At 62.4% G+C, this 20,256-nt stretch carries 21 protein-coding genes and 1 tRNA gene; 12 read left to right on the top strand and 10 right to left on the bottom strand.

Features of this window, described 5'->3' with window-relative positions; all coding sequences use genetic code 11:
- Positions 1 to 12: 12 nt before the first annotated feature.
- The 9 genes from NKG59_RS19340 to lpxO all read right to left on the bottom strand — a co-directional run bounded on the left by NKG59_RS19340 (position 13) and on the right by lpxO (position 9,753).
- A complete protein-coding gene (locus tag NKG59_RS19340) occupies positions 13 to 1,014 on the bottom strand; it encodes an ABC transporter ATP-binding protein (protein ID WP_253540001.1) in 1,002 nt (333 codons plus the stop codon).
- Positions 1,011 to 2,015: an ABC transporter ATP-binding protein gene (locus NKG59_RS19335; RefSeq protein ID WP_253540000.1), complete on the bottom strand. Its 1,005-nt coding sequence runs from the start codon at positions 2,013 to 2,015 to the stop codon at positions 1,011 to 1,013. Before NKG59_RS19335 ends, NKG59_RS19340 begins: the two co-directional genes overlap by 4 nt.
- Positions 2,012 to 2,941 carry an ABC transporter permease gene (locus tag NKG59_RS19330; protein WP_253539999.1) on the bottom strand — a complete coding sequence of 310 codons (930 nt, stop codon included), beginning with the start codon at positions 2,939 to 2,941 and terminating at the stop codon, positions 2,012 to 2,014. The genes NKG59_RS19335 and NKG59_RS19330 overlap by 4 nt, the downstream gene beginning before the upstream one ends.
- Positions 2,938 to 3,921, bottom strand: coding sequence for an ABC transporter permease (locus NKG59_RS19325; protein ID WP_252691270.1), 984 nt, complete (start codon positions 3,919 to 3,921; stop codon positions 2,938 to 2,940). The genes NKG59_RS19330 and NKG59_RS19325 overlap by 4 nt, the downstream gene beginning before the upstream one ends.
- Positions 3,918 to 5,417, bottom strand: coding sequence for a flavin-containing monooxygenase (locus tag NKG59_RS19320; protein WP_253539998.1), 1,500 nt, complete (start codon positions 5,415 to 5,417; stop codon positions 3,918 to 3,920). Before NKG59_RS19320 ends, NKG59_RS19325 begins: the two co-directional genes overlap by 4 nt.
- Complete coding sequence (locus NKG59_RS19315) at positions 5,414 to 6,388, bottom strand: LysR family transcriptional regulator (protein ID WP_253539997.1); 975 nt, start codon at positions 6,386 to 6,388, stop codon at positions 5,414 to 5,416. The genes NKG59_RS19320 and NKG59_RS19315 overlap by 4 nt, the downstream gene beginning before the upstream one ends.
- 166 nt (positions 6,389 to 6,554) lie before the next feature.
- On the bottom strand, positions 6,555 to 7,706 hold the full coding sequence (locus tag NKG59_RS19310; protein ID WP_253539996.1) for an ABC transporter substrate-binding protein: 1,152 nt from the start codon (positions 7,704 to 7,706) through the stop codon (positions 6,555 to 6,557).
- A gap of 212 nt (positions 7,707 to 7,918) precedes the next feature.
- Complete coding sequence (locus tag NKG59_RS19305; protein ID WP_024975409.1) at positions 7,919 to 8,536, bottom strand: BPSL1445 family SYLF domain-containing lipoprotein; 618 nt, start codon at positions 8,534 to 8,536, stop codon at positions 7,919 to 7,921.
- Positions 8,537 to 8,850: 314 nt separating this feature from the next.
- Positions 8,851 to 9,753 carry a lipid A hydroxylase LpxO gene (gene lpxO / locus NKG59_RS19300; protein ID WP_045203255.1) on the bottom strand — a complete coding sequence of 301 codons (903 nt, stop codon included), beginning with the start codon at positions 9,751 to 9,753 and terminating at the stop codon, positions 8,851 to 8,853.
- Between the two features lie 261 nt (positions 9,754 to 10,014).
- On the opposite strand from lpxO, the gene NKG59_RS19295 reads away from it, so the two are divergent.
- Positions 10,015 to 10,575: a hypothetical protein gene (locus NKG59_RS19295; protein WP_253539995.1), complete on the top strand. Its 561-nt coding sequence runs from the start codon at positions 10,015 to 10,017 to the stop codon at positions 10,573 to 10,575.
- 12 nt (positions 10,576 to 10,587) lie between these two features.
- On the opposite strand, the gene NKG59_RS19290 is transcribed toward NKG59_RS19295, so the two are convergent.
- Positions 10,588 to 10,980 carry a hypothetical protein gene (locus NKG59_RS19290; protein ID WP_253539993.1) on the bottom strand — a complete coding sequence of 131 codons (393 nt, stop codon included), beginning with the start codon at positions 10,978 to 10,980 and terminating at the stop codon, positions 10,588 to 10,590.
- A gap of 104 nt (positions 10,981 to 11,084) precedes the next feature.
- Between NKG59_RS19290 and NKG59_RS19285 the strand changes: the two genes are divergently transcribed.
- The 11 genes from NKG59_RS19285 to NKG59_RS19235 all read left to right on the top strand — a co-directional run bounded on the left by NKG59_RS19285 (position 11,085) and on the right by NKG59_RS19235 (position 20,147).
- A complete protein-coding gene (locus NKG59_RS19285) occupies positions 11,085 to 11,939 on the top strand; it encodes an NUDIX hydrolase (RefSeq protein ID WP_253539990.1) in 855 nt (284 codons plus the stop codon).
- Between the two features lie 8 nt (positions 11,940 to 11,947).
- Positions 11,948 to 12,814 (top strand): formyltetrahydrofolate deformylase, encoded by an 867-nt coding sequence (gene purU / locus NKG59_RS19280; RefSeq protein WP_253539989.1) that lies wholly within the window; start codon positions 11,948 to 11,950, stop codon positions 12,812 to 12,814.
- 25 nt (positions 12,815 to 12,839) lie between these two features.
- On the top strand, positions 12,840 to 13,568 hold the full coding sequence (gene dnaQ, locus NKG59_RS19275) for a DNA polymerase III subunit epsilon (RefSeq protein ID WP_045203251.1): 729 nt from the start codon (positions 12,840 to 12,842) through the stop codon (positions 13,566 to 13,568).
- Positions 13,569 to 13,639: 71 nt separating this feature from the next.
- Positions 13,640 to 13,714, top strand: a tRNA-Val gene (locus NKG59_RS19270).
- A gap of 157 nt (positions 13,715 to 13,871) precedes the next feature.
- Positions 13,872 to 14,918 carry an integrase gene (locus NKG59_RS19265; RefSeq protein ID WP_014616775.1) on the top strand — a complete coding sequence of 349 codons (1,047 nt, stop codon included), beginning with the start codon at positions 13,872 to 13,874 and terminating at the stop codon, positions 14,916 to 14,918.
- Positions 14,919 to 15,004: 86 nt separating this feature from the next.
- On the top strand, positions 15,005 to 15,226 hold the full coding sequence (locus NKG59_RS19260) for a hypothetical protein (protein ID WP_042567710.1): 222 nt from the start codon (positions 15,005 to 15,007) through the stop codon (positions 15,224 to 15,226).
- Entirely contained in the window at positions 15,223 to 15,528 is a 306-nt protein-coding gene (locus NKG59_RS19255; protein ID WP_253539985.1) for a hypothetical protein, read from the top strand. The genes NKG59_RS19260 and NKG59_RS19255 overlap by 4 nt, the downstream gene beginning before the upstream one ends.
- Positions 15,529 to 15,534: 6 nt before the next feature.
- Positions 15,535 to 15,837, top strand: coding sequence for a hypothetical protein (locus NKG59_RS19250; protein ID WP_253539984.1), 303 nt, complete (start codon positions 15,535 to 15,537; stop codon positions 15,835 to 15,837).
- A complete protein-coding gene (locus tag NKG59_RS19245; RefSeq protein ID WP_253539982.1) occupies positions 15,837 to 16,373 on the top strand; it encodes a hypothetical protein in 537 nt (178 codons plus the stop codon). Before NKG59_RS19250 ends, NKG59_RS19245 begins: the two co-directional genes overlap by 1 nt.
- A gap of 9 nt (positions 16,374 to 16,382) precedes the next feature.
- Positions 16,383 to 18,584 (top strand): DotA/TraY family protein, encoded by a 2,202-nt coding sequence (locus NKG59_RS19240; RefSeq protein WP_253539980.1) that lies wholly within the window; start codon positions 16,383 to 16,385, stop codon positions 18,582 to 18,584.
- A gap of 498 nt (positions 18,585 to 19,082) precedes the next feature.
- The gene (locus NKG59_RS19235) at positions 19,083 to 20,147 is read left to right on the top strand and encodes a hypothetical protein (protein WP_253539978.1); all 1,065 of its coding nucleotides are present in this window, start codon (positions 19,083 to 19,085) and stop codon (positions 20,145 to 20,147) included.
- The last annotated feature ends 109 nt before the right edge of the window (positions 20,148 to 20,256 follow it).

The raw sequence follows: 20,256 nt of genomic DNA, 5'->3' as shown, positions 1-20,256 counted from the left end.
ATTGAATGTCGTTCAGGTCGCGTCGTTCAGGTGGCACGCGCTGATGTGGTTGACCGCAATGCCGCGCAGCGTCGGTGTTTCGGTCTTGCAGCGGGGCATGGCGTGCGGGCAGCGCGGGTGGAAATGGCAGCCCGTGGGCGGATGCAGCGGGCTCGGCATCTCGCCCTGAATGGCAGTGAACGTCTTGTGCCGGGCAGACAGACGCGGGATCTCCGCCAGCAATGTCTGCGTGTAAGGATGGTTCGGGCGGCGGAAGACTTCCTCCGCCGTTGCGGATTCCACCACGCGCCCGAGATACATGATCACCACGCGGTCCGAGAGGTGCTCCACCACGCCCAGGTCATGGCTGATGAACAGGTAGGTCAGGTTGAGCTGCTCGCGCAGGTCCATGAACAGGTTCAGGATCTGCGCCTGGATCGACACGTCCAGCGCTGCAACCGCTTCGTCGCAAACCAGCATTGACGGCTGCACCGCCAGGGCACGCGCAATGCCGATGCGCTGCCGCTGGCCGCCGCTGAACTGGTGCGGGTAGCGGTCGCGCAGGGCGGGGTCCAGGCCCGCGCGCTGCATCTGTGCTGCCACATAATCGGCAACGTGGGCGCGATCGGTCAGGCCGTGCACGCGCGCCGCTTCGCCAACGATCTCTTCCACGCGCAGGCGCGGGTTGAGGCTGGCGTATGGGTCCTGGAAGATCATCTGGATCTTCAGGCGGGCGGCGCGAGCTTCGTCTGCGGAGAGCGTGTCGACAGCCTTGCCGTCAACGCGTACCTCACCGTCTGATGGCCGCATCAGGCCGGCAGCAATCCGGCCGAGCGTGGATTTGCCGCAGCCCGATTCGCCGACGAGCCCCACGACTTCACCGGGCTGGATCGCGAGGTCGACACCGTCGACTGCACGAACGATTGCCGGTGGATGTGCCAGGCCGAAGCGTTGCAAGACGCGATCACCCGCGCCGATTTTGCGATCGCCAAAGCGTTTGCTGACCTGCTTGAGTTCAACGAGAGGCGTGCTCATGCGACCTCCCGCGAGGACGCGAGCTGCGCGCCCGGGTGGAAACAGCGCACGAGGCGGCCAACGATCGGTTGCGTGATCTCCGGGTGGACGCCGCAGACATCGGTGGCACGCGGGCAGCGTGCCGCAAACGCGCAGCCTGCCGGCAGCGATAGCAGGTTCGGTGTCATTCCGGGGATCTGGCGCAGGCGTTGGCCGCGGCGGTTCTCGCTCGGCAGGCTGTCGATCAGGCCCATGGTGTAGGGGTGCAGCGGCGCATCGAGCACGGCATCGACGGGTCCGTGTTCAACAATGCGGCCGGCGTACATCACGGCCACCTCATCGGCCAGGCCGGCAACGACAGACAGGTCATGCGTGATCCAGATCAGCGCTGTGCCGTGCACGCGCGCGAGCTTCTGCACTTCAGACAGGATCTGCGCCTGGATGGTCACGTCCAGCGCCGTGGTCGGCTCGTCGGCAATGATCAGGTCGGGCCGATGCAGCATCGCAATGGCAATCGCCACGCGCTGGCGCATGCCGCCGGAAAGCTGATGCGGATACGCACGAAGCCGTTCTTCAGGGCTCGGAATGCCCATCAGGCCGAGCGTGTCGCGCGCATGCTCACGGGCTTGCTTGTGGCTCATGCTGCTGTGCGCGCGCACGGCCTCGATCATCTGGGCATCGATGCGCAGCACGGGGTTGAGCGTCATCATCGGGTCTTGGAAGACCATGGCGATGCGGTTGCCCTGCAGCTTGCGCAGCTCGCGCGGGGCGAGCTTGGTGAGGTCGCGGCCCTGGTAGAGGATCTCGCCGCCGACCACGCGGCCGGGCTGGTCCACCAGGCCCATGATCGAGAAGCCGGTGACGGACTTGCCTGAGCCCGACTCGCCCACCAGCCCCAGGATGCGTCCGCGCGCGAGCGAGAAGGACACATCGTCCACGGCCGGCAGCACGCCTTCACGCGTGAAGAAATGCGTGCGGAGATTGCGGACTTCGAGGGTGGTCGCGTTGGTGGACGCCGTCATCGCTGCGCCCTCGGGTTCAGCACTTCACGCAGGCGGTCGCCCACCAGGTTGATGGCCACCAGCGCCAGCAACAGCGCGATGCCCGGATAGAAACTGATCCAGTACTGGCCAGACAGCATGTATTGGTATCCGTTGGAAATCAGCAGGCCCAGAGACGGCTCGGTAATCGGCACGCCCAGGCCCAGGAACGACAGCGTTGCTTCCAGCGTGATCGCGCGCGCCACCTGCAGCGTGCCCACCACGATCAGCGGCGGCAGGCAGTTCGGCAGGATGTGCCTGAGCGCGATGCGCCAGCCGGGTAGGGCGAGCGAGCGCGCGGCTTCCACGTATTCGCGGCGACGCTCGACCAGGGCTTGCCCGCGCACCGTACGCGCGTAATACGCCCACTCCAGCAGCACCAGCGTCAGCACGACATTGGTGATGCTCTTGCCGAGATAGGCGAGGATCATCATGGCCACCAGCACCGACGGGAACGACAGCAGCAGATCGACCGTGCGCATGATGATGCTGTCGACGCGGCCCCCGGCATACGCCGCAATCAACCCGAGCAGCGTGCCGATCACGGCGGCCACGGCTGCTGAACCGATCCCCACGCCCAGGCTGATGCGCAGGCCATACAGGATGCCCGAGTAGAGATCCCGCCCCTGGCCATCCGTCCCGAGCCAGTACGTGAACGTGCCTGTGCCGGCCGGCGACCCCGGTGGCAGGCGCGAGTCCAGCACGTCGAGCTGCATCAGGTCGTACGGATTCTGCGGCGTGATCCAGGGTGCGGCCAGGGCGGCCAGAATCAGCACCACCACAACCACCAGCCCGAAGATGGCCGCCTTTGAGGCGAGGAAATCCGATGCCACGCGCCGCCAGGGCGATTGCCTGCGCGGGGCTGACACCGTTGTCGCCGTCGTGGATTGCGATGTCGTATTCATCATGCAGCCTCCGCGCTATCAGCCGCGCGCACGCGGGGGTCCAGCATCCGATACAGGATGTCGACGATCAGGTTGAGCGACACGAACAGACACACCACGACGATGAGGTAGGACACGATGACCGGCCGGTCCAGTGAGTTGATGCTGTCGAGGATCAGCTTGCCCGCGCCGGGCCACGCGAAGATGCTCTCCGTCACCACCGCAAAGGCGATGGTCGAGCCCAGCTCCAGGCCCAGCACCGTCACCAGCGGGATCAGCGTATTGCGCAGCACATGCGCCAGCACCACGCGCAAGGGCGACAAGCCTTTGGCACGCGCGAACTTCACGAAGTCCAGCGGCAGCACCTCACGCACGCCGGCAGAGGTCAGCCGCAGCACCAGCGAAAGCTTGAACAGCGACAGGTTGACCGCCGGCAGCACGAGGTGCCGCAGCCCATCCAGCGTCAGCCACGACCATTCGATGCCAAACAGGCGTGCCGTTTCGCCGCGCCCGCTCGCAGGCAGCCAGCCCAGGCTCACGCTGAACGCCATGATCAGCATCAGGCCCACCCAGAACGTCGGCAGCGAAAAGCCCACCACGCTGCCCGTCATGAGCAGGCGCGACACCGGATGGCGCGGATACAGCCCAGCGAACAGCCCCAGCGGTACCCCGATCACCACCGCGATGATCAGCGCCGAAAACGCCAGCTCCAGCGTGGCCGGCAGGCGCTGCAGGATCAGCTGGATGGCCGGTTCGTTGTAGACGAAGCTTTTGCCCAGATTGCCGTGCAGCGCGCCGTTCAGGAAGGCCAGGTACTGCTCCCACAGCGGCTTGTCCAGACCCAGCTCGGCAATGATGCGTGCGCGGTCGATCTGGTCCACGTCCTGACCGATCAGGATGTCGACCGGGTTGCCGATGGCATGCAGGCCGATGAAGACGATCACCGTCATCACCAGCACGACCAGCAACGCCTGGCCGATGCGGCGGATTAGCCAACCTGTCATCGGACAGCCTCCTGGCTGGAAGTGGCATTCGCTTCCACACCGGGCGGTGGGGCGGGCGTCCATTCATCGCCAAAGATTTCCGGCTCGGCATAGGCCTGGATGGCGGCGTAGTGCGCGTCGATATCTTCTTGATACAGCAAGCCGGCAATGCCCTGCGCCAAGCGTTTCGCGCCTTCGCTGATGGCCGGGATGTCGCCCGAGACGCTGCCGTGCGTGACCGACGCCGGATAGCAGAAGCAATGCACGCGCGACAGGCCGGGCAGCGTGCCGGGCGTCTTTTCGCGAAACTCGAACGCGTGGCCGAGGTCTGGCGAATCGGCGAGTTCCGCGTCTTCCTCACCGGGGCGCGGCGTATAGCGGTCACGCCATTGACGGATGTGCGGTGCCAGTGCGCTGAACTCGGGGCGCGAGGCCCAATCGGTGCGAAAGCCCGTCGAGAAGATCAGGAAGTCCAGTTGGAAGACGCCCTTGGTGGTGGCCACATGCAGCACGCCGTCGTGTTCGTCCACGCCCAGGATGCCGCAGCCGAGATTGAAGCGCGCATTCGGGTGCCGCGATACGCGCAGCGTGCTGCCACGTGGCGGCGGAACCTGCTCGATATTGATGTAATGGCGGATGCGCCATTTCCACGCATCAGGCAGATGCAGGTGGCCATGCACCAGGCCCGGGCTGCCGGCACCTTTGCCCTTGTTCACACGCGGCAGGTCGGTGCGGCGGATCAGCATGTCGACACTGGCAGCGCCGGCCTCCAGCGCCGTCGCAGCCGAATCCATGGCGGATGCGCCTGCGCCGATCACGCCGACGCGCTTGCCGGCCAGCGTGCCGTAGTCCATCTCGTCAGACGAATGCGCCCACCACCGGCGCGGCAGCCGGTGCGCAAAGTCCGGCACGGACGCACCGCCGAGCCCGTCCCGGCCGGTGGCCAACACCACGCGGCGCGCAAACACGCGCTGCGTCGGTTGGCCTGGCGCGTCGATCAGCAGCTCGACGGCGCCATCCACGCGCGGGTGTATAGCCTTTACGTAGTGATCGTTACGCACGTCAAGCTGAAGCACGCGGCGGTACCAGCGCAGGTAGTCCATCCATTGCAGGCGCGGAATCTTGTCGAGCGCCTCCCACGCATCGGTGCCGAACTGCGCTTCAAACCATGCGCGAAACGTCAACGCCGGCAGGCCGAGCGCGGGGCCGGTCAGTTGCTTGGGCGAGCGCAGCGTCTCCATGCGCGCCGTCGTCGCCCACGGGCCTTCGAATCCGGCAGGCGAGCGGTCGAACACCACCACGCCAATGCCGAGATGCTTGAGCGATGCCGCCGCCGCCAGGCCGGCCATGCCGCCACCGATGACGGCCACATCCAGCACAGGTTGACCCTCTAACGTGTGTGGCAGCGTCCAGTCCTTCGCGGGGAGTTCAAGCCAGGAGAGATCCTGGTGCAAACGGGCTTCCAGCGCTGCGAGCCCAGTGACTTTCGGCGCGTAGTCTTGTTGTGCAGCGGTCATGCGGACGCGCCTTCGGTTTCGTTGATGGATTCGCCATACACCATCTGCAGCATGCTGGCATGGCGTGCCGGATCGTGCAGCTTGCAGTCCGGTAGCAGACGCTGTGCCGCGCGCGCGAGGGCGTCGGTCAGTGAGACGACCGCCTCCGACGGCCGCCTGGCCTCGGGCGTAATCACGCCAAAGAAGAAGGGGATGTCGGCGTCGATCGGGCGCACGGTTACGCCGTCGATTGGCACGCCGTACGCCGTCACCGGCTCCAGCAACGCGACACCCAGGCCCGCACGCACGGCGGTCAGCGCATTCAGCGAGGCATTCGTCTCGATGAGCGAAGTGGGTTCCACGCCGGCCTTCGCCAGCGCTTGGTCCAGTCGTCGGCGCAATCGATATGGGTTGTGCATCGTGATAATCCGCTGTCTCGCGCAATCGGCCAATGCCACGCGCTTGCCGGCGGCCAGCGGGTCGTGTGTCTGCACGGCAGCCACGCACGCCGCTTCCCCGATCCAATGTACGGTGACGCCACGATGCTCCAGCGGCAGGCTGCTGAGGCCAAGGTCGGCGGCGCCGGTCAGCACGGCGTGCACAACCTGCTCGGGCGAGGCGCTGCGAATCTGGATGTGCTGCGCGAGTTCCGGCTCATCGGCCAAGGCTGCGGGCAGCAAGCCGGCCGCCAATGCGGACGTCGCTGCCAGGCGTAGCGGGCGTGCCTCGCCGCGCGCGATTTCTTCGGCACGCGTGCGGATCTGCCGTAAGCTGATCAGCGTGTGCTCAACGTCTTCGTACAGTAGGAAACCTTGCTCTGTCGGCGAGACGCGCGGCCCCGCGCGAGTGAACAGGGCATAGCCGATTTCAGCTTCCAGATCCTGGATGAGCCGGCTGATGGCGGGCTGCGAGCGTCCCAGCAGCTTGCCCGCCGCGGTGACGCTGCCGGTCGACATGACCGCGGCAAACGCTTCGAGTTGTCGGAGTTCCATCCGCCTGATTGATCCCAGTCATGCATGTAGTTCGTGCATTCTGGTAGAGGCAGTATGCGAGTTCCAAATAGTATTTTCTTATGTACTCATGCGTTTTTCGCTGGCAACCGCTATTTCCTGCGGTGCAACAATTGCCGAGGCAGGCTGCACCCCGGCGCATCCGCATCTATTTGACGAAGGTGCCGTTCGGCCCGATCACCGTCAGCTCGACATAGTTCGATCCCTTACGCAGGTTTGGGCCGTAGTGGACTTCCAAGCCGCCCAGGTCGATCGTGCCGGCCGATTCCAGCCCCGAGACAAAACTGGCCCGCGTGGGCGACTTGCCCGCACGCTTGATCCCCTCGACCAGCACGCGCGCGGCAGCATAGCCTTCCATCATGGCGTACGACGGCGTCACGCCGGCAGACTTCGCGCTGGACTCCAGCTCCCGGCCCAGCAACGAGGTCGAGCGCACCGGTGACGGCATCACCTGTGAGATCACAACGCCGCGCCCCAGCGCCCCGAGCGATTTCGCAAACGCCAAGCCGGCGTTGTTGGACAGCGCTGCAATCTGCGTCACCGTGCCTTGCTTGTTGAGCGCCTCGATCATGGCGCGCGCCGTCGTGCCCGGGCAGGCCAGGATCACCGCTTGCGGCGCGAACTTGCCGACGTCTGCTGTCGCCTTGGCGATGTCCGGTTTCAGGCGGTCGACGGTGAAGATGCTGTGCGCGTCGGCGGGCAGTTTTTTCGTGGCGTTGTTGAAGCCGATTTCGGTGTCTTTGCCGAAGGTGTCGTTCACGTTGACGAGCGCGAGGCGGCGCAAGCCCAGCGTGTCGAAGTAATGCACCAGCTCAGCAATCTCCGCTTGGTATTTCGCACGCACCACAAAAAGCAGCGGGTCAGGCTGATCGAAGAACGTTGAAGCGCCGGTGGACGGCGCCACCACTGGCGCGCCCACAGGCCGTGCCTCGGTCATGATCGCTTCGGTATTCGGCGTGCCGCGTGGCAGGAAGAGGGCGAAGACCTGTTTATCGACCAGCAGCGCGTGCGCGTGTTTCTTGGAGGCGGCGGCATCAAAGCCGTCGTCTTCCGAGATCAGCTCGATCTTGCGTCCATTGACACCGCCCGCACGGTTCACCGCATCGAGGTAGAGCTTGGCGCCCTGCGTCATCTCCTTGACCTGCTCGCCGGCGGGGCCGGTGAAGCCCGCCGTTTGGCCGATGACGATCTTGGTGTCGGTGATGCCCGGTTCGGCCATCGTCTGGCCAGATGCCAGCATCAACCCCGCCAGCCACGCGCATGCAATGGCGCTGCGCAACGCAGCGTTGCGACCTGTCATGTCTCCCCCTTTTTTTCTGGGTGATTGTTTTGTCGTATGCCGATACGGCAGCGTGCACCGCAACATCGGCCGGACGATGCTAGCCGAGAAGCCCCGCGCCGCCCCCTCCGGATTTCCCTAGGGCTGCAACATTGCCGCAACGCTTCATGCGGGTTCCGCGCAAAAAAAACCGCCGTACGAGACGGCGGCATTGGCGAGCGGCGAAGCGCTGATCAGTTGTTCTGCTTCGTGATCTTCGTACCTTCGATCGACGCGCCGGCCATCAGGCCCGCGTTGGTCAGGTTGAAGCCGATGATCGGTTGCTGTGCGGTGTTGGTATCGACCGCGCCGTTCGCGCCGATCTTTGCCAGTGCCACGGTGGCATCCACGCCGGCCGTCCAGCCTTGGCTAGCCTGGAATTTCTGCAGCGCTTCATCCGTCATGAACAGGATGATGAGCGCACGCGATTGCGCGCCAGCCTGGAAGCCCACCGACGCCGAGGCGATGTTGTAGTAGCCCAGCGGACGCCCGCCGCCGGTGCGCAGCACGCCTTCGCCGTATTGGCCACCCACCACAAAGCCGGCGTTCAGCACCGACGGGAACACGAGCACGCCTTTGGCGCGTCCGACCAGCTCACGGGAGCCGTTGGCCGTGGTGTACAGGCGCGAGAGCACTGAATCAGCCTGCGAGTTGGTGGTGGCGTGCTTGTTGGTGGACGACATCACGTCGGAGCCCTGTGCATTGGGGCTGGTCGTGGTACAGGCCGCGATCTGGGTACCGAGCAGTGCGACAGCAGCAAGCGCGGCGGCGCGGGTGACGATGGTCTGGCGGCTGATGAGGTTCTTTTTCATGGCGATTGATCTCACTGTCTTTGTTGTTGACGAGGGACACAGGCACACGCGCATCCCGGCTCTGACTCGGTCCCATGCGCTGAGCAAGGGTGTCGACCAAGGTGGAGCAAGCGGCGTGCCCGCCATATCGCATAAGCGCCGGAGCGCTCAATTCCTGACATTAGGCGAGATTTGTGCCCCATGTGGCGCTTTTGCTTCACTGCTTTGTAAAAACGCAAGCCGACCGCAATGCAGGTAGCTTTTTCACGCGCAACAAAAAACCGGCGCTTCAGGCCGGTTCTTTGTGTAGAGCAGGAGAGGGGGAGGGGTGGCGATCAGATCCAGATGATCAACGCTGCCACGCCAATGATCAGGCCGAATTTCACCACGTAGTAGACCTTGCGGTTCCACGCCTTGAAGCGGCGGCGGTACTGGCCCATCACCCACACATAGCGGAACAGCTTGTTGATGCCGCCGGTCTGGTCGCCCTCATCGTTGGGCGAGCTGGCGGCGGTCATGACCTTGCGGCCGAGCCATTTGTTGATGCGCTGCGCCCAGCCGAATTTCATCGGGCGTTCGATATCGCAGAAAAGAATCAGACGATCCTTGTCGGAGGCGTTTTCTGCCCAGTGCAGATAGGTCTCGTCAAAGACGACGCCCTGGCCATCGCGCCAGCTGTGGCGCTCGCCGTCGACTTCGATGAAACAGCGGTCGTCGTTGGGCGTGGCCAGGCCAAGGTGATAGCGCAGCGAGCCGGCAAACGGATCACGATGCGGATTCAGCTTGCCGCCCGGCGGCAGCTCGGCAAACATTGCTGCCTTCACGCTGGGCAGATCGCGCAGCAGCGCGACGGTCTGCGGGCAGAGCTGTTCAGCTGAGGGGTGATGCGCCTCATACCACTTCAGGTAGAAGCGCTTCCAGCCATTCTTGAAGAACGAGTTGAAGCCGGCGTCGTCGTTCTTCTCGGCAGCCTTGATTTTGCGCAGGTTGACGAGCGCCAGGCCTTCGTCGCGGATCTGCGGCCACGCGGCCTGCAGCTTTTCCAGATCCGGAAAGCGCTCGACAGGCACATACGGCGTCTGCGGCACGCCCGAGAACGCGTACATGAAGCAGTTGACCGGCGCGACCACGGCCGAGTGATCGAACATCTGGCGCCAGAATTTCAGGCGCACCTTGCCGCGAAAGTGTACGTACAGAATGGAGCCCAGATAGAGGGCCACGATAATCCACTTGATCAAGGCGGTTTCCTTGCCGCACAGGGGCGGTCAGCAATTGATTGCATGCGCTGGCAGCGCAATCCGGTATTTTACCCGTGGCGAGGCCGCGCCGCGTGGGTCGTCGCCAACAGTGCACCGTGGCTTTGTGACGCCACGTTACCGTTTGCGCTGCCTTGGCAATAAAGAACATCTGCGTTGATTTGTCGCGAAATGTGCGTCGCGTTCTACAATTCCGCTTCGCCAGCCCGGCACCATAGCCGAGGGCGATTACCGGAGGGAGCGATGGACGTCCAAAAACGCGACGAAGAATCCGGCGACATGCCGACCACCATTGGCATCGTGCCGGGCAATGCGGAATCGCTGGATGCGTCCATCCGCCGTGCTCAGGAAGCGCTGTCCGCGGTGTCTGCCCGCTTGGCAAGCCGGCCGGCACCGCCGCGTCCGGACCCGACGACAGATCGTTTCGTTGAAACGGGCGACACCATGTCCCCCGCAGAAGCGCGTGCCCTGGCCGAGCGTTGCATTGCAGGCGGGGCAACGGAGCCGGCAAGCCTGGCGCGGGCGTTTTCCGCGTTGCTTGGTCAGATCGATGGGTTGGAAGCGGACCATGCTGGCCGGCGCCGCGTGCTGCGGCAGTGGATGGTGAGTCAACTCACCTACAAGATGCTCTATCTGCACCACACCGGTCAGGATTCGACTGTGCCGCCGCGTGCGCTGCGCGCTCAGAAAGAGCGGGTGAAGGCACAGGTTTCGGCATTGCTGGATGCCGGGCGCTCCTACGCCGATGTGCGCCTGACCGACCTGCGCTTCGCCGAGGATGGCAGCGCCGCCGGTCAGGGCTAGGCGATCAGGCGATCAATCCTCGTCGTCGTCCGGTTCGGAGTCGAGGAATTCGCGGCGGGTGAGCCAGTCGGCGATGGCTTGGTCGCAGGCGTCCTTCAGTTTGGACTTGTTATCCAACTTGTCGAACAGCGTGAAGTTCATCAACGCCAGGCCCAAGTCCGTGATGTAGAACATCCGCTTGGGGTTGTCGAAGTGGACGATGCGGCCGTCGATGTCACCTTCGTCTTCCGGCTCGGCCGGTGCGTCTTCGAGTTCGACCACGCGGCAGGTGAAGCGCGGTGTGCGGGTGTGCGTCAGATATTCGAATTCATCGTGCGACACTTCGCCGGACGGTGTGACGGCAATGGCGAAGCCCCAGATAAAGCGCGGGGTCGGCAGATCCGACAGCTCGTCGATTTCATCCATCCTTGTTTCTCCAGTCTGATGACGGCTTGTATTAACGGCGCATTATCGCGCGACCCGTGCTGCACGGAAAGCACAACGCACGTCCGACATGATGGGGTGCTGAAATGACCGACCCGCGTATACAGCGCATACGAGATGGCCTGGCCGCCCGGCAGGCGTTTGACGCTGATGCGCTCGTTCCTTGGATTGTTGCCGGACAACGCGTTGGCTGGCTGAGTCGTGACCGTGCTTCGCTGCTTGAGCGCTGGCCGCAGTGGTTTGACGTATCGGCGCAGCGGGTCGATTTGCGCGAGAGGCTCGCCAGCGAGGCCGAGCGCACCGCCGCGCTGGCCGAAGTCATCACGCGCCTGGCAGAAGACGGCCATGTGCGAGGCTGGCGCGACGAGCGTTTCGCCGTCAACACCGGCTGGGGCGCGCCTACGCTGGCGCTGATCGAACGCGCCGCCGCGCGCTTCTTCGGCATCCGAACCTACGCTGCGCACATGAACGGCCTGATCGACGGCGGTGACGGTGCCAAGCCGGTGCTCTGGCTGGCCCGCCGCGCCCCGACCAAGCCAATCGACCCCGGCATGTGGGACAACCTCGTCGCCGGCGGCATCGGCCACGGCTTCGATGCGCGTGGCGCGCTGGAAAAGGAATGCTGGGAAGAAGCGGGCATCGGCGCCGATCTGGCAGCCCGCCTGATGCCCCGCGGCACGCTGGATGTGCTGCGCGAAGTGCCCGAGGGTATCCAGTGCGAAACGCTTTTTGCTTTGGACCTGACGTTGCCGGACAGCTTCGTTCCCGCCAATCAGGACGGCGAGGTCGCAGGCCACCTGCGCGCCAGCCCCGACGCGGCGCTTGATATCATGGCGGACTTCGCGATGACGGTCGACGCTACGCTCGTTACCCTCGACGCCCTGGCGCGCCTGGGTTTGCCACATGCGCCGCAGCGGTTTGCGTCCGACAACAATACATAAAACGCTTCATGAGTCACTCCGGTTTCATTCTTACCCTGTCGTGCCCGGACCAACCGGGCATCGTCCACGCCGTGTCGGGGCTTCTGTTCGAGCAGGGCTGCAATATTCTCGATTCGGACCAGTTTGGCGACGAATTCACGGGCCGATTCTTTATGCGCGTGCATTTTGTGCCGCAAGGCCAGCCGCTGGACCTGGCCGTGCTGCGTGACCGCTTTGCACCCATCGGCGAACGTTTCTCCATGCAGTGGGGCATGTTCGACGCCGCAATCAAGCCGCGCGTGATGATCCTGGTGTCTAAGATCGGCCACTGCCTGAACGACCTGCTGTTCCGTGCTCGCGCCGGGCAACTACCGATCGAGATTGCGGCCATCGTCTCGAACCACCGCGATTTCTACCAACTGGCTGCGTCGTACGACGTGCCGTTCATGCATCTGCCGTTGCTGCAGGCGACGGACGCGCAGAAGGCGCAGCAGGAAGCCCGCATCTGGGAGATCGCGCAGGAGCAGCAGATCGACCTGGTCGTGCTCGCGCGTTATATGCAGATTCTTTCCGACGATCTGTGCCGCAAGCTGGAAGGCCGCGCCATCAACATCCACCACTCATTTCTGCCGAGCTTCAAGGGCGCCAAGCCGTATTACCAGGCGCATGAGCGCGGCGTGAAGCTGATCGGCGCAACGGCTCACTACGTTACGGCTGATTTGGACGAAGGCCCGATCATCGAGCAGGAAATCGAGCGCGTGGACCACAGCATGGACCCGGAGCAGCTCACCGCAGTCGGCCGCGACGTGGAATGCGTGGCGCTGGCCCGCGCGGTGAAGTGGCATGCGGAACACCGCATCCTGCTCAACGGCCACAAGACCGTCGTCTTCAAGTAATCCAGTCAGAGTAGGGGAGCGCGCGATGCGACAGATCATTCTCGATACCGAAACCACCGGCCTGAATGCCGCCACCGGCGACCGCGTGATCGAAATCGGCTGCGTGGAGATGGTCAACCGCCGCCTGACCGGCCGCAACTTGCATTTCTACATCAACCCCGAGCGTGAGATCGACGCCGGCGCGATGGCCGTGCACGGCATCACCAACGAGTTTGTGGCCGACAAGCCGAAGTTCGCCGAGATCGTCAACGAGATTCGCGACTACGTGCAGGGCGCCGAGGCGATCATTCACAACGCGGCGTTTGACTTGGGCTTCCTGGATATGGAATTCCAGCGTCTCGGCCTGCCAGCATTCCGCGAGCACCTGTCGGGTCACATCGACACCCTGCGCGAGGCGCGCCAGATGTTCCCGGGCAAGCGCAACTCCCTGGATGCGCTGTGCGACCGTCTGGGTGTGAGTAATGCGCACCGTACGCTGCACGGCGCATTGCTGGATGCGGAGCTTCTGGCCGAGGTCTACCTGGCCATGACGCGTGGCCAGAACACGCTGGTGATCGACATGCTGGAGTCGGGCGAAGGTGCATCGGCCGAAGCCGTTGCCGTCGACCTGAGCGCGCTGCAATTGCCGGTGTTGCTGGCGACCGAAGCCGAGGCCGAAGCGCACGCCGGCGTGCTCAAAGAGATCGACAAGGCCAGCGGCGGCAAGACCGTCTGGACGCGCGAGGCGGTGGAGTCTGCGGCGCCGGCTGCCTGATCAAAAAAATGTGCGGCCGGGGTATTTACACGGCCACGCGTTTTCGACATAATCTCGTTTTCACCGCATTCGGGTGGTTAGCTCAGCGGTAGAGCACTGCCTTCACACGGCAGGGGTCACAGGTTCAATCCCTGTACCACCCACCAAATTCGCGGGAAACCGCATGAAACAAGGCCCTCTGGCAATCGCCGAGGGCCTTTTTCTTTGCGCCGGAACTTCGCGAAAATGGCCTTATGGCGCAAAAGTGGCGCACTCAGAGAATGAGCCCAGACACAACACGAATCACATTGTCTGGAGCATCGAGTGGCATCAATTTGGAAGCGGGGTGGCTACTGGCGAGCAGCCGTTCGTCGCCAAGGGTATCCCCAACAAACGCGCACCTTTGATAGCAAGGCGGATGCTGAGGCATGGGCACGCCGTGCCGAGTCCGAGATGGACCGCGGTATCTTCGTGGACCGAAAGGAGGCTGAGCGAAATACGCTTGGGGATCTGCTGTTGCGGTACAGCAACGAGGTCTCACCCCACAAGAAGGGCGGGGCGCTAGAGGTCCTCCGCATTCGGAAACTGCGCTCTGATCCGATCGCGGCTCTCAAGGTCTCAGCGCTGAGTGGACAGAGCATCGCTCAATATCGCGATCGACGCCTTGCAGGGGATTCGAAGGCAAAGCCGGTATCTGGGTCAACGGTCAACCGAGAACTCACGCTTATCGGTCACGTCATCAGCGTGGCCCGCAAGGAGTGGGGGGTGCACCTGGATGCCAACCCTGTCTCGCTCATTCGCAGACCCAAAGAGAATCGGGCGCGTAGCCGGCGGCTGTACCGCGGTGAGGAAGAGCGTCTGTTACAGGAGCTGGAACTCAGCCAGCGGACGGCCGAGGGATTCTTCGTGGGAGGGGGCTGCCGCAATGAGCACGTCCGCCCGCTCGTCATCCTCGCCATCGAAACGGCAATGCGCCGGGGCGAGCTACTCTCCCTGCGGTGGTCCGATGTTCATCTTGCCGACCGGTTTGTCCGGTTGCATGACACCAAGAACGGAGAGGCGCGAGACGTCCCTCTATCTACGCGAGCGGCCTCCACGCTCACAGAGCTATCAACGCGGTCGCGCCACATTAGCGGTCGTGTTTTTCCGGTCTCGCCTGAGGCCTTGAAGAAGGCCTTTACACGCGCGTGCGATCGAGCAGGAATCGATGACCTGCATTTCCACGATCTCCGCCACGAGGCGACCAGTCGCATCTCCGAGAAGCTGGACAACATTCTGGAACTCAGCGCTGTGACGGGGCACAAGACGGTCCAGATGTTGAAGAGGTACTACCACCCGCGCGCCAGCGACCTAGCGCGCAAGCTGGGCTGATTGCTATCCGCACTACAAAGCGGCTTGTCGGTCGGCTGGCACCGGCCAACAAGCCTGACCACAACTCACCTACTGAGAGGTGAATCATGGCTGTGCCCATTCTATCGTCGCACCCCATCTCCACTCTTCCGCGCGACAGCGAGCTGTCGCAGATTTTGGAGTTGCGAGATCCGTTCTTAATCCCGCTTGCAGATCTCGATCTGTTGATTCAGGAAGCCCCAACAGCCCGGATGCAGGGTTACTTGTTTGGTGTGCGAGACATGCGGCTCATGCTCAATGCGTGCACAGGGCTAGAGGTGACCGCATGAGCGCGAAAACCGTCATCGCGGTAGTCCTCTTGGTTGCGTCTGGCCTACCAGTGGCCCAGACAGTCCCGGCGATCCCTTCCAACACCGAGGGTGGCGTGCAGCGCGGGCCGGCTACGCCGGACGACCCGCTCCCCTCCAAATTGATCGCTGTTGATCCGAAGGAGGCGCCGTTTGTCGCGGAATACAACGCGAGGATCGAAGCCTTCTACAACGAGATGACCACCAACTACACGGTGGTCGACGGGTACTGCGTAGCCACTCCCATGACGAGAAAGCTTTTCTTCTTGATCAACAAGCGCTGACAAGCCATGAGTATTCGCGACTTCTTCAAAGTTTTGGCGGCAATCCCGGCTGTCATCGGCCGCCGCCGCGCACGGGGCGGATTCACGCATGAAGCATGGCAAGACGGCTTTGCTCTGGTGGAGCTGCTGCTGTTTCCGCACGGAGTGTTTGGAGCCGCAATTTGGTACGCCAAGGGCCACCAGGAAGACCCGATGCGCTGGTTCGGCGCCGTCGTTGTCGGCTGCGCCCTAGTTTGGATATGGGCATACCTGCTGCAGCAGGCCTATCGGGCGCTTGAACGCGCCGCCCAACGGCTGGAGATCAAGTGATGAACATTGAAGCCAACGAGAAAAAGGACAAGTCCAGCATTGGCCGACACGTCAAGAAGGCCAGCCTGTACCTTGTTCCTGGGTACCCCATCTACAGGGCAATCAAATCCGCCAAGGAAACGGCCGTGGGTGGTGCGGATACGGTGCGTGACCTGGTGGCCGAGCTGGAAATGCGGAAACCGAAAGCGCGGGTCATCCGGACCTACCGCGAGGCACTTGCGTTGCGCACACCTGAATCATTGCCACTTAGGTTGATTGCCCAGAACTGTCTTAACCGGAAGCGGCTGTGCCTGGCGATGGTGACAGTTGCCTTGGCCTACACAGTCGGTGGCGCAATCGGCGGAAGCTACCTCGCAGCGCTTAGCGGGTTGCTGGCCCTCTGTTTGCCGATGCTCTTTGCCGTCAAGTTCGAGCATCAGTTGTGGCAGTTGGATGCCGGGCCCTTACGGCCAGATGAGCCGCTTGGCGATTTCCGAGATTTCTTTCAAAGCAACGGCGCTTGGCTGCGCTTGTTCAGCCCACACCTGTCGCGATAAGGGGACATCATGCGAAAGCTCATGCAACGCGCGGTGTCGGGTCTTTTGTTCTTGGCAGTCTCAACAACGTCATTTGCCCAAGCGCAGGTGTCGATGGGCGATATCCAGAGCGCGGCGAATCGTAGCGGCGACAAATCCATGTCTCTGCTCGAGCTGGTGTTTGGGTCTGTCGTGCACAACCCGCTTGCTGGCGGCGGCTCGGGCGGAATGCTTGCCCAGGTGTTTCTTGTACTGAACTCGTGCATGCTTGCCGTTGGTGTTCTCTGGGCCACGTACCACTTCGGCGCAGCATTGATTGCTACTGGGCAAGAAGGTGAATTCATGGGGGCGAAGAAATCATCTCCCTGGTTCATCATCCGGATGTGCGCTGGCTTTTCGTCACTCGTGCCGCTGTTTGGGGGCTACTGCGGCGCGCAGGTGATCATGTTGTGGGCCACGATGACCGGCGTTGGCATTGCCAATCTGTCGCTCGATAGCGCGCTGGCTGTACTCAAGAGCGGTGGCTCGATGATCTCTGCGTCGGCCGCACCCCAAGCCACGTCACTCTCCAAAGCGTTGTTCGAGGCCAACTTGTGCGCTCAGGCGGCGAACACTGCGATCGATAGCATGCCGACCGACACCGGTGGTGTGAGTGTCGATCCTGCCGAGAGATTCTCGACGCTTGCGAAGGGCGACAAGATTGTCTTGATGAATCAGCTCGGTCTGTCATGCGGTGGGGCAGAGGTGGCCATTGAGCCGCCCCAGCCGCTGCCAAACTACGATGGCATGACGGTCTACAGTGCTGACCCCGGGCCCGCGTATGAACAGATGATCAGCGCACACCGAACCGCGTTGAGCACGATCCAGTCGACTTTGTCGTCGGCTGCTCAAGCCTATGTGTCGTCGGTCGCGAGCGGAGGTCGTCCAGCGGACCCGCAAGACACGATCAACAAAGCTGCTCTGCAGTATCAGGCCTCGGTTACTCAAGCGATCGCTAGTTCAGCCAGCACGATCAACAGCCTGGGGAGCCTTATCCAGTCGAATTTGCAGCGTGACGGGTGGATCATGCTGGGGGCGTGGTACCAGACATTCGCACAAGCGAACTCGCAACTGACTAGTTTGGCCAACGCCACGGCTTCGGCAGTGCCGAGCACTGACCTGGGAAACCTTCCGTACCCCCAGCTTTATCGCAAGGTGCTGGCTGCCTACGCTCAGCAGATCCAACAGGCCGCATCGACAGGGACGCCGCAGGATAGGGTGAATAGCTTGGCAACCGGCACCACGGACCCCAAGAACATCATGTCGAAGATCTTTCCAGGGCAGGCCATTGTGAAGATGGCGATCGGCATGAACTCGGGTCAAGGCCCCAACGGCGCAACGAACCCGCTCATCGGCATGAAGAACCTAGGAGACTACATCCTTGTCGGTGGCTGGACAGCGCTTTCTGGCTACGCGCTGGTGAAGGGAGGACTAGCTGCTTCCGACTCGCTGGCCGGAAAGGCTATTAGTGCTGTCGGCGACGTGTTTTCCGGCGGGGTGCTGGGCGCAATCAAAGAGGGGGCGAAAGGCATGCTGGATGCGCTTGGCCCTTTCATCACCATGATGATCATCACGCTCTTCTTTTTTGGCGCAGTGCTGTCGATTTACATCCCCATGCTGCCGTTCATCATTTGGTTCGGTGGCATCGTGTCGTGGTACGCCGTGGTTGGCGAGGCGATGGTGGCAGCTCCGCTTTGGGCGATGACGCACCTTGATGGCGATGGAGAGGGCATGGGCCAGCGGACCACGCACGGCTATATCTTCCTCTTGAACGTCATGTTCCGGCCGGTGTTTATGGTCATTGGATTTATCCTTGCCGGCACCGGGATTGTGGTGTTGGGTACGCTGCTAAACACCATGTTCGGCGTGGCGATGCAGAACGCCCAGTACGACTCGCTGACTGGCCTGGTGAGCATCATTGGCTTCATCGTCTTGTACGTGGGGATGTGTCAGACGTTGGTGCAAGGTACCTTCTCGCTGATCCACGTCGTGCCCGATCAGGTGTTCTCGTGGATCGGCGGTCAAATTTCTGCGCGTGTTGGCCAAGATATGCACGATCGGAGCCAGCAGCATTATGGCGCGGGGGTGGGGCAGGGTAGTAACAGTGCCCGGAGTCGTGCATCCGAGCTGTTGCACAGTGCAAGCGCAGGCAAACCGTCCGATACGCCCCAAATCGGCAAGCGCGAGGTGTAACTCAAATGAAAGGGTATCCGCGCTTCGTGGTTGATTTTGCCTTGTCCGGTGCAATGAATCGTGTGGCGCGGGTAGGTGAGGGGGCGCCGAACGGCCAATTTGAGACATCGCTCGTCACCCGTGATTACGAACCATGCGTTTTCGCTCTCTATTTCGCTCGCCCAACTCAATGCAAACGGCTCAGGAGCCAACCGCGTCTGTTCATAGGACCGTCGATTACAAGCTGCTTGGCCATCCGGAATTCCGGATTCGCTAGGTCGGCGTGCTTACATACAGAGAAAAAATCTGGAAGCGCTCCGGCGACGGCCCTCACACCATGGAATGAGTCTCTTTCGGACGTCGCCAGCCTGGTGCGGTTCTATCGCTTTCGGCCGCAACAAAGCTCGCTGTAAGATCTATTCCTGAAACTCTAGAGATCTGGAGCAGGTTATCTGAGGATGCCGATTGTCTCTTCGGCGCGGCCACGAGAGCCGGTGAATGGTAATTATTGGGGCAAACATGGATATTTTTTCGCCGCTTGTGGCGGACGACCAGTTGCATGCAAATTTCAAGAGCATCATCTCGCCTTCGATGCATGTCGAGCGAGCGGAGCTTGAGCGCTGGCTCGAAGGGTTCCCCGACCGCGACGGCAAGTTCGTGAAGGAGTTCCAGACGACGTTTAACTCCTCGTTCTGGGGGATCTATCTGTTCGCGTTATTCAACACCTACGGTTTCGAACTGAACTGGGCACACGCGTCGCCCGACTTTCACGTGAAAAGCCAGTTCGGAGATTTCATCGTCGAAGCAACGACGGCGAACGCAGCTGTTGGCAAGCCAGCGGAATGGGAGAAAAAAGTGCCCATCGGTGAGGCGGTCGCGGCGAAGGATTTCTGGCCGTTGAATAGGGAGGCTATGATCCGCCTGGCAAACGCAATCCGTGCCAAGGCTCAGAAGTATGCGCAGAGTTACGTGAGGCTGGACCATGTGAAAACCCGGCCGTTCGTGCTGGCAATTGCTCCGTTCGAGCAGCCAGATTTTCAGTACCAGTACGATCGGGCCATTCGTGCTGTCCTGTACGACGACTACGTTGATGAAACTGCGTACTTCAAGAATCCGGAGCGATATCCTGACGGGCCACCGAGCGTCAAGCTCGGCTACGTGGAAAAAGAGAGCGGTGCCGAGGTGCCGCTCGGAATTTTCAACACCGAAGAGTACCTGGACGTGAGCGCCGTTCTGTTCTCATGTACCGCCACCTGGGGAAAGGTCGAGGCGATGGCCCAAGCGAGTCAGAATCTTGGCTTTGTCGCGGCGACCTGGGGCGGTCCTGGTGGAAAGCCTCGCGGCAGCATGTTGCTTCGGGGCCAACATGCGGAGACGCTCGAAGACGGATTGCAGGTGTTTCACAATCCCAATGCGATTCGACCTCTTGATCCGCATATATTTCGACGCACCGGCGTCGTGCAGCACTACTTCGACAAGCACAAGAGCGCATGGATACACGAGGAGCGTGACCGGTGCCTCCATTTCCGGATGGTCAACTCGATGCGCGTCATTCGCGTCGAGCCGGGGAGTGCAGTCTCCTAAGACCCGGCGAAGGCGCTGTTGGTCGAACGAGCTATGGCTGATTGCGCCGTCGCTCTTCCCGGTGGTGTTCTAACGTTTCCTCGGCGATCCGGTCGGCAGCACCCGAAGC

This window comes from Ralstonia chuxiongensis, from assembly GCF_024158925.1.
In the GTDB taxonomy this organism is placed as follows: Bacteria; Pseudomonadota; Gammaproteobacteria; order Burkholderiales; family Burkholderiaceae; genus Ralstonia; species Ralstonia chuxiongensis.
Note: the sequence above shows the minus strand (reverse complement) of the source record. Positions and strands in the feature narration are given on the sequence as shown.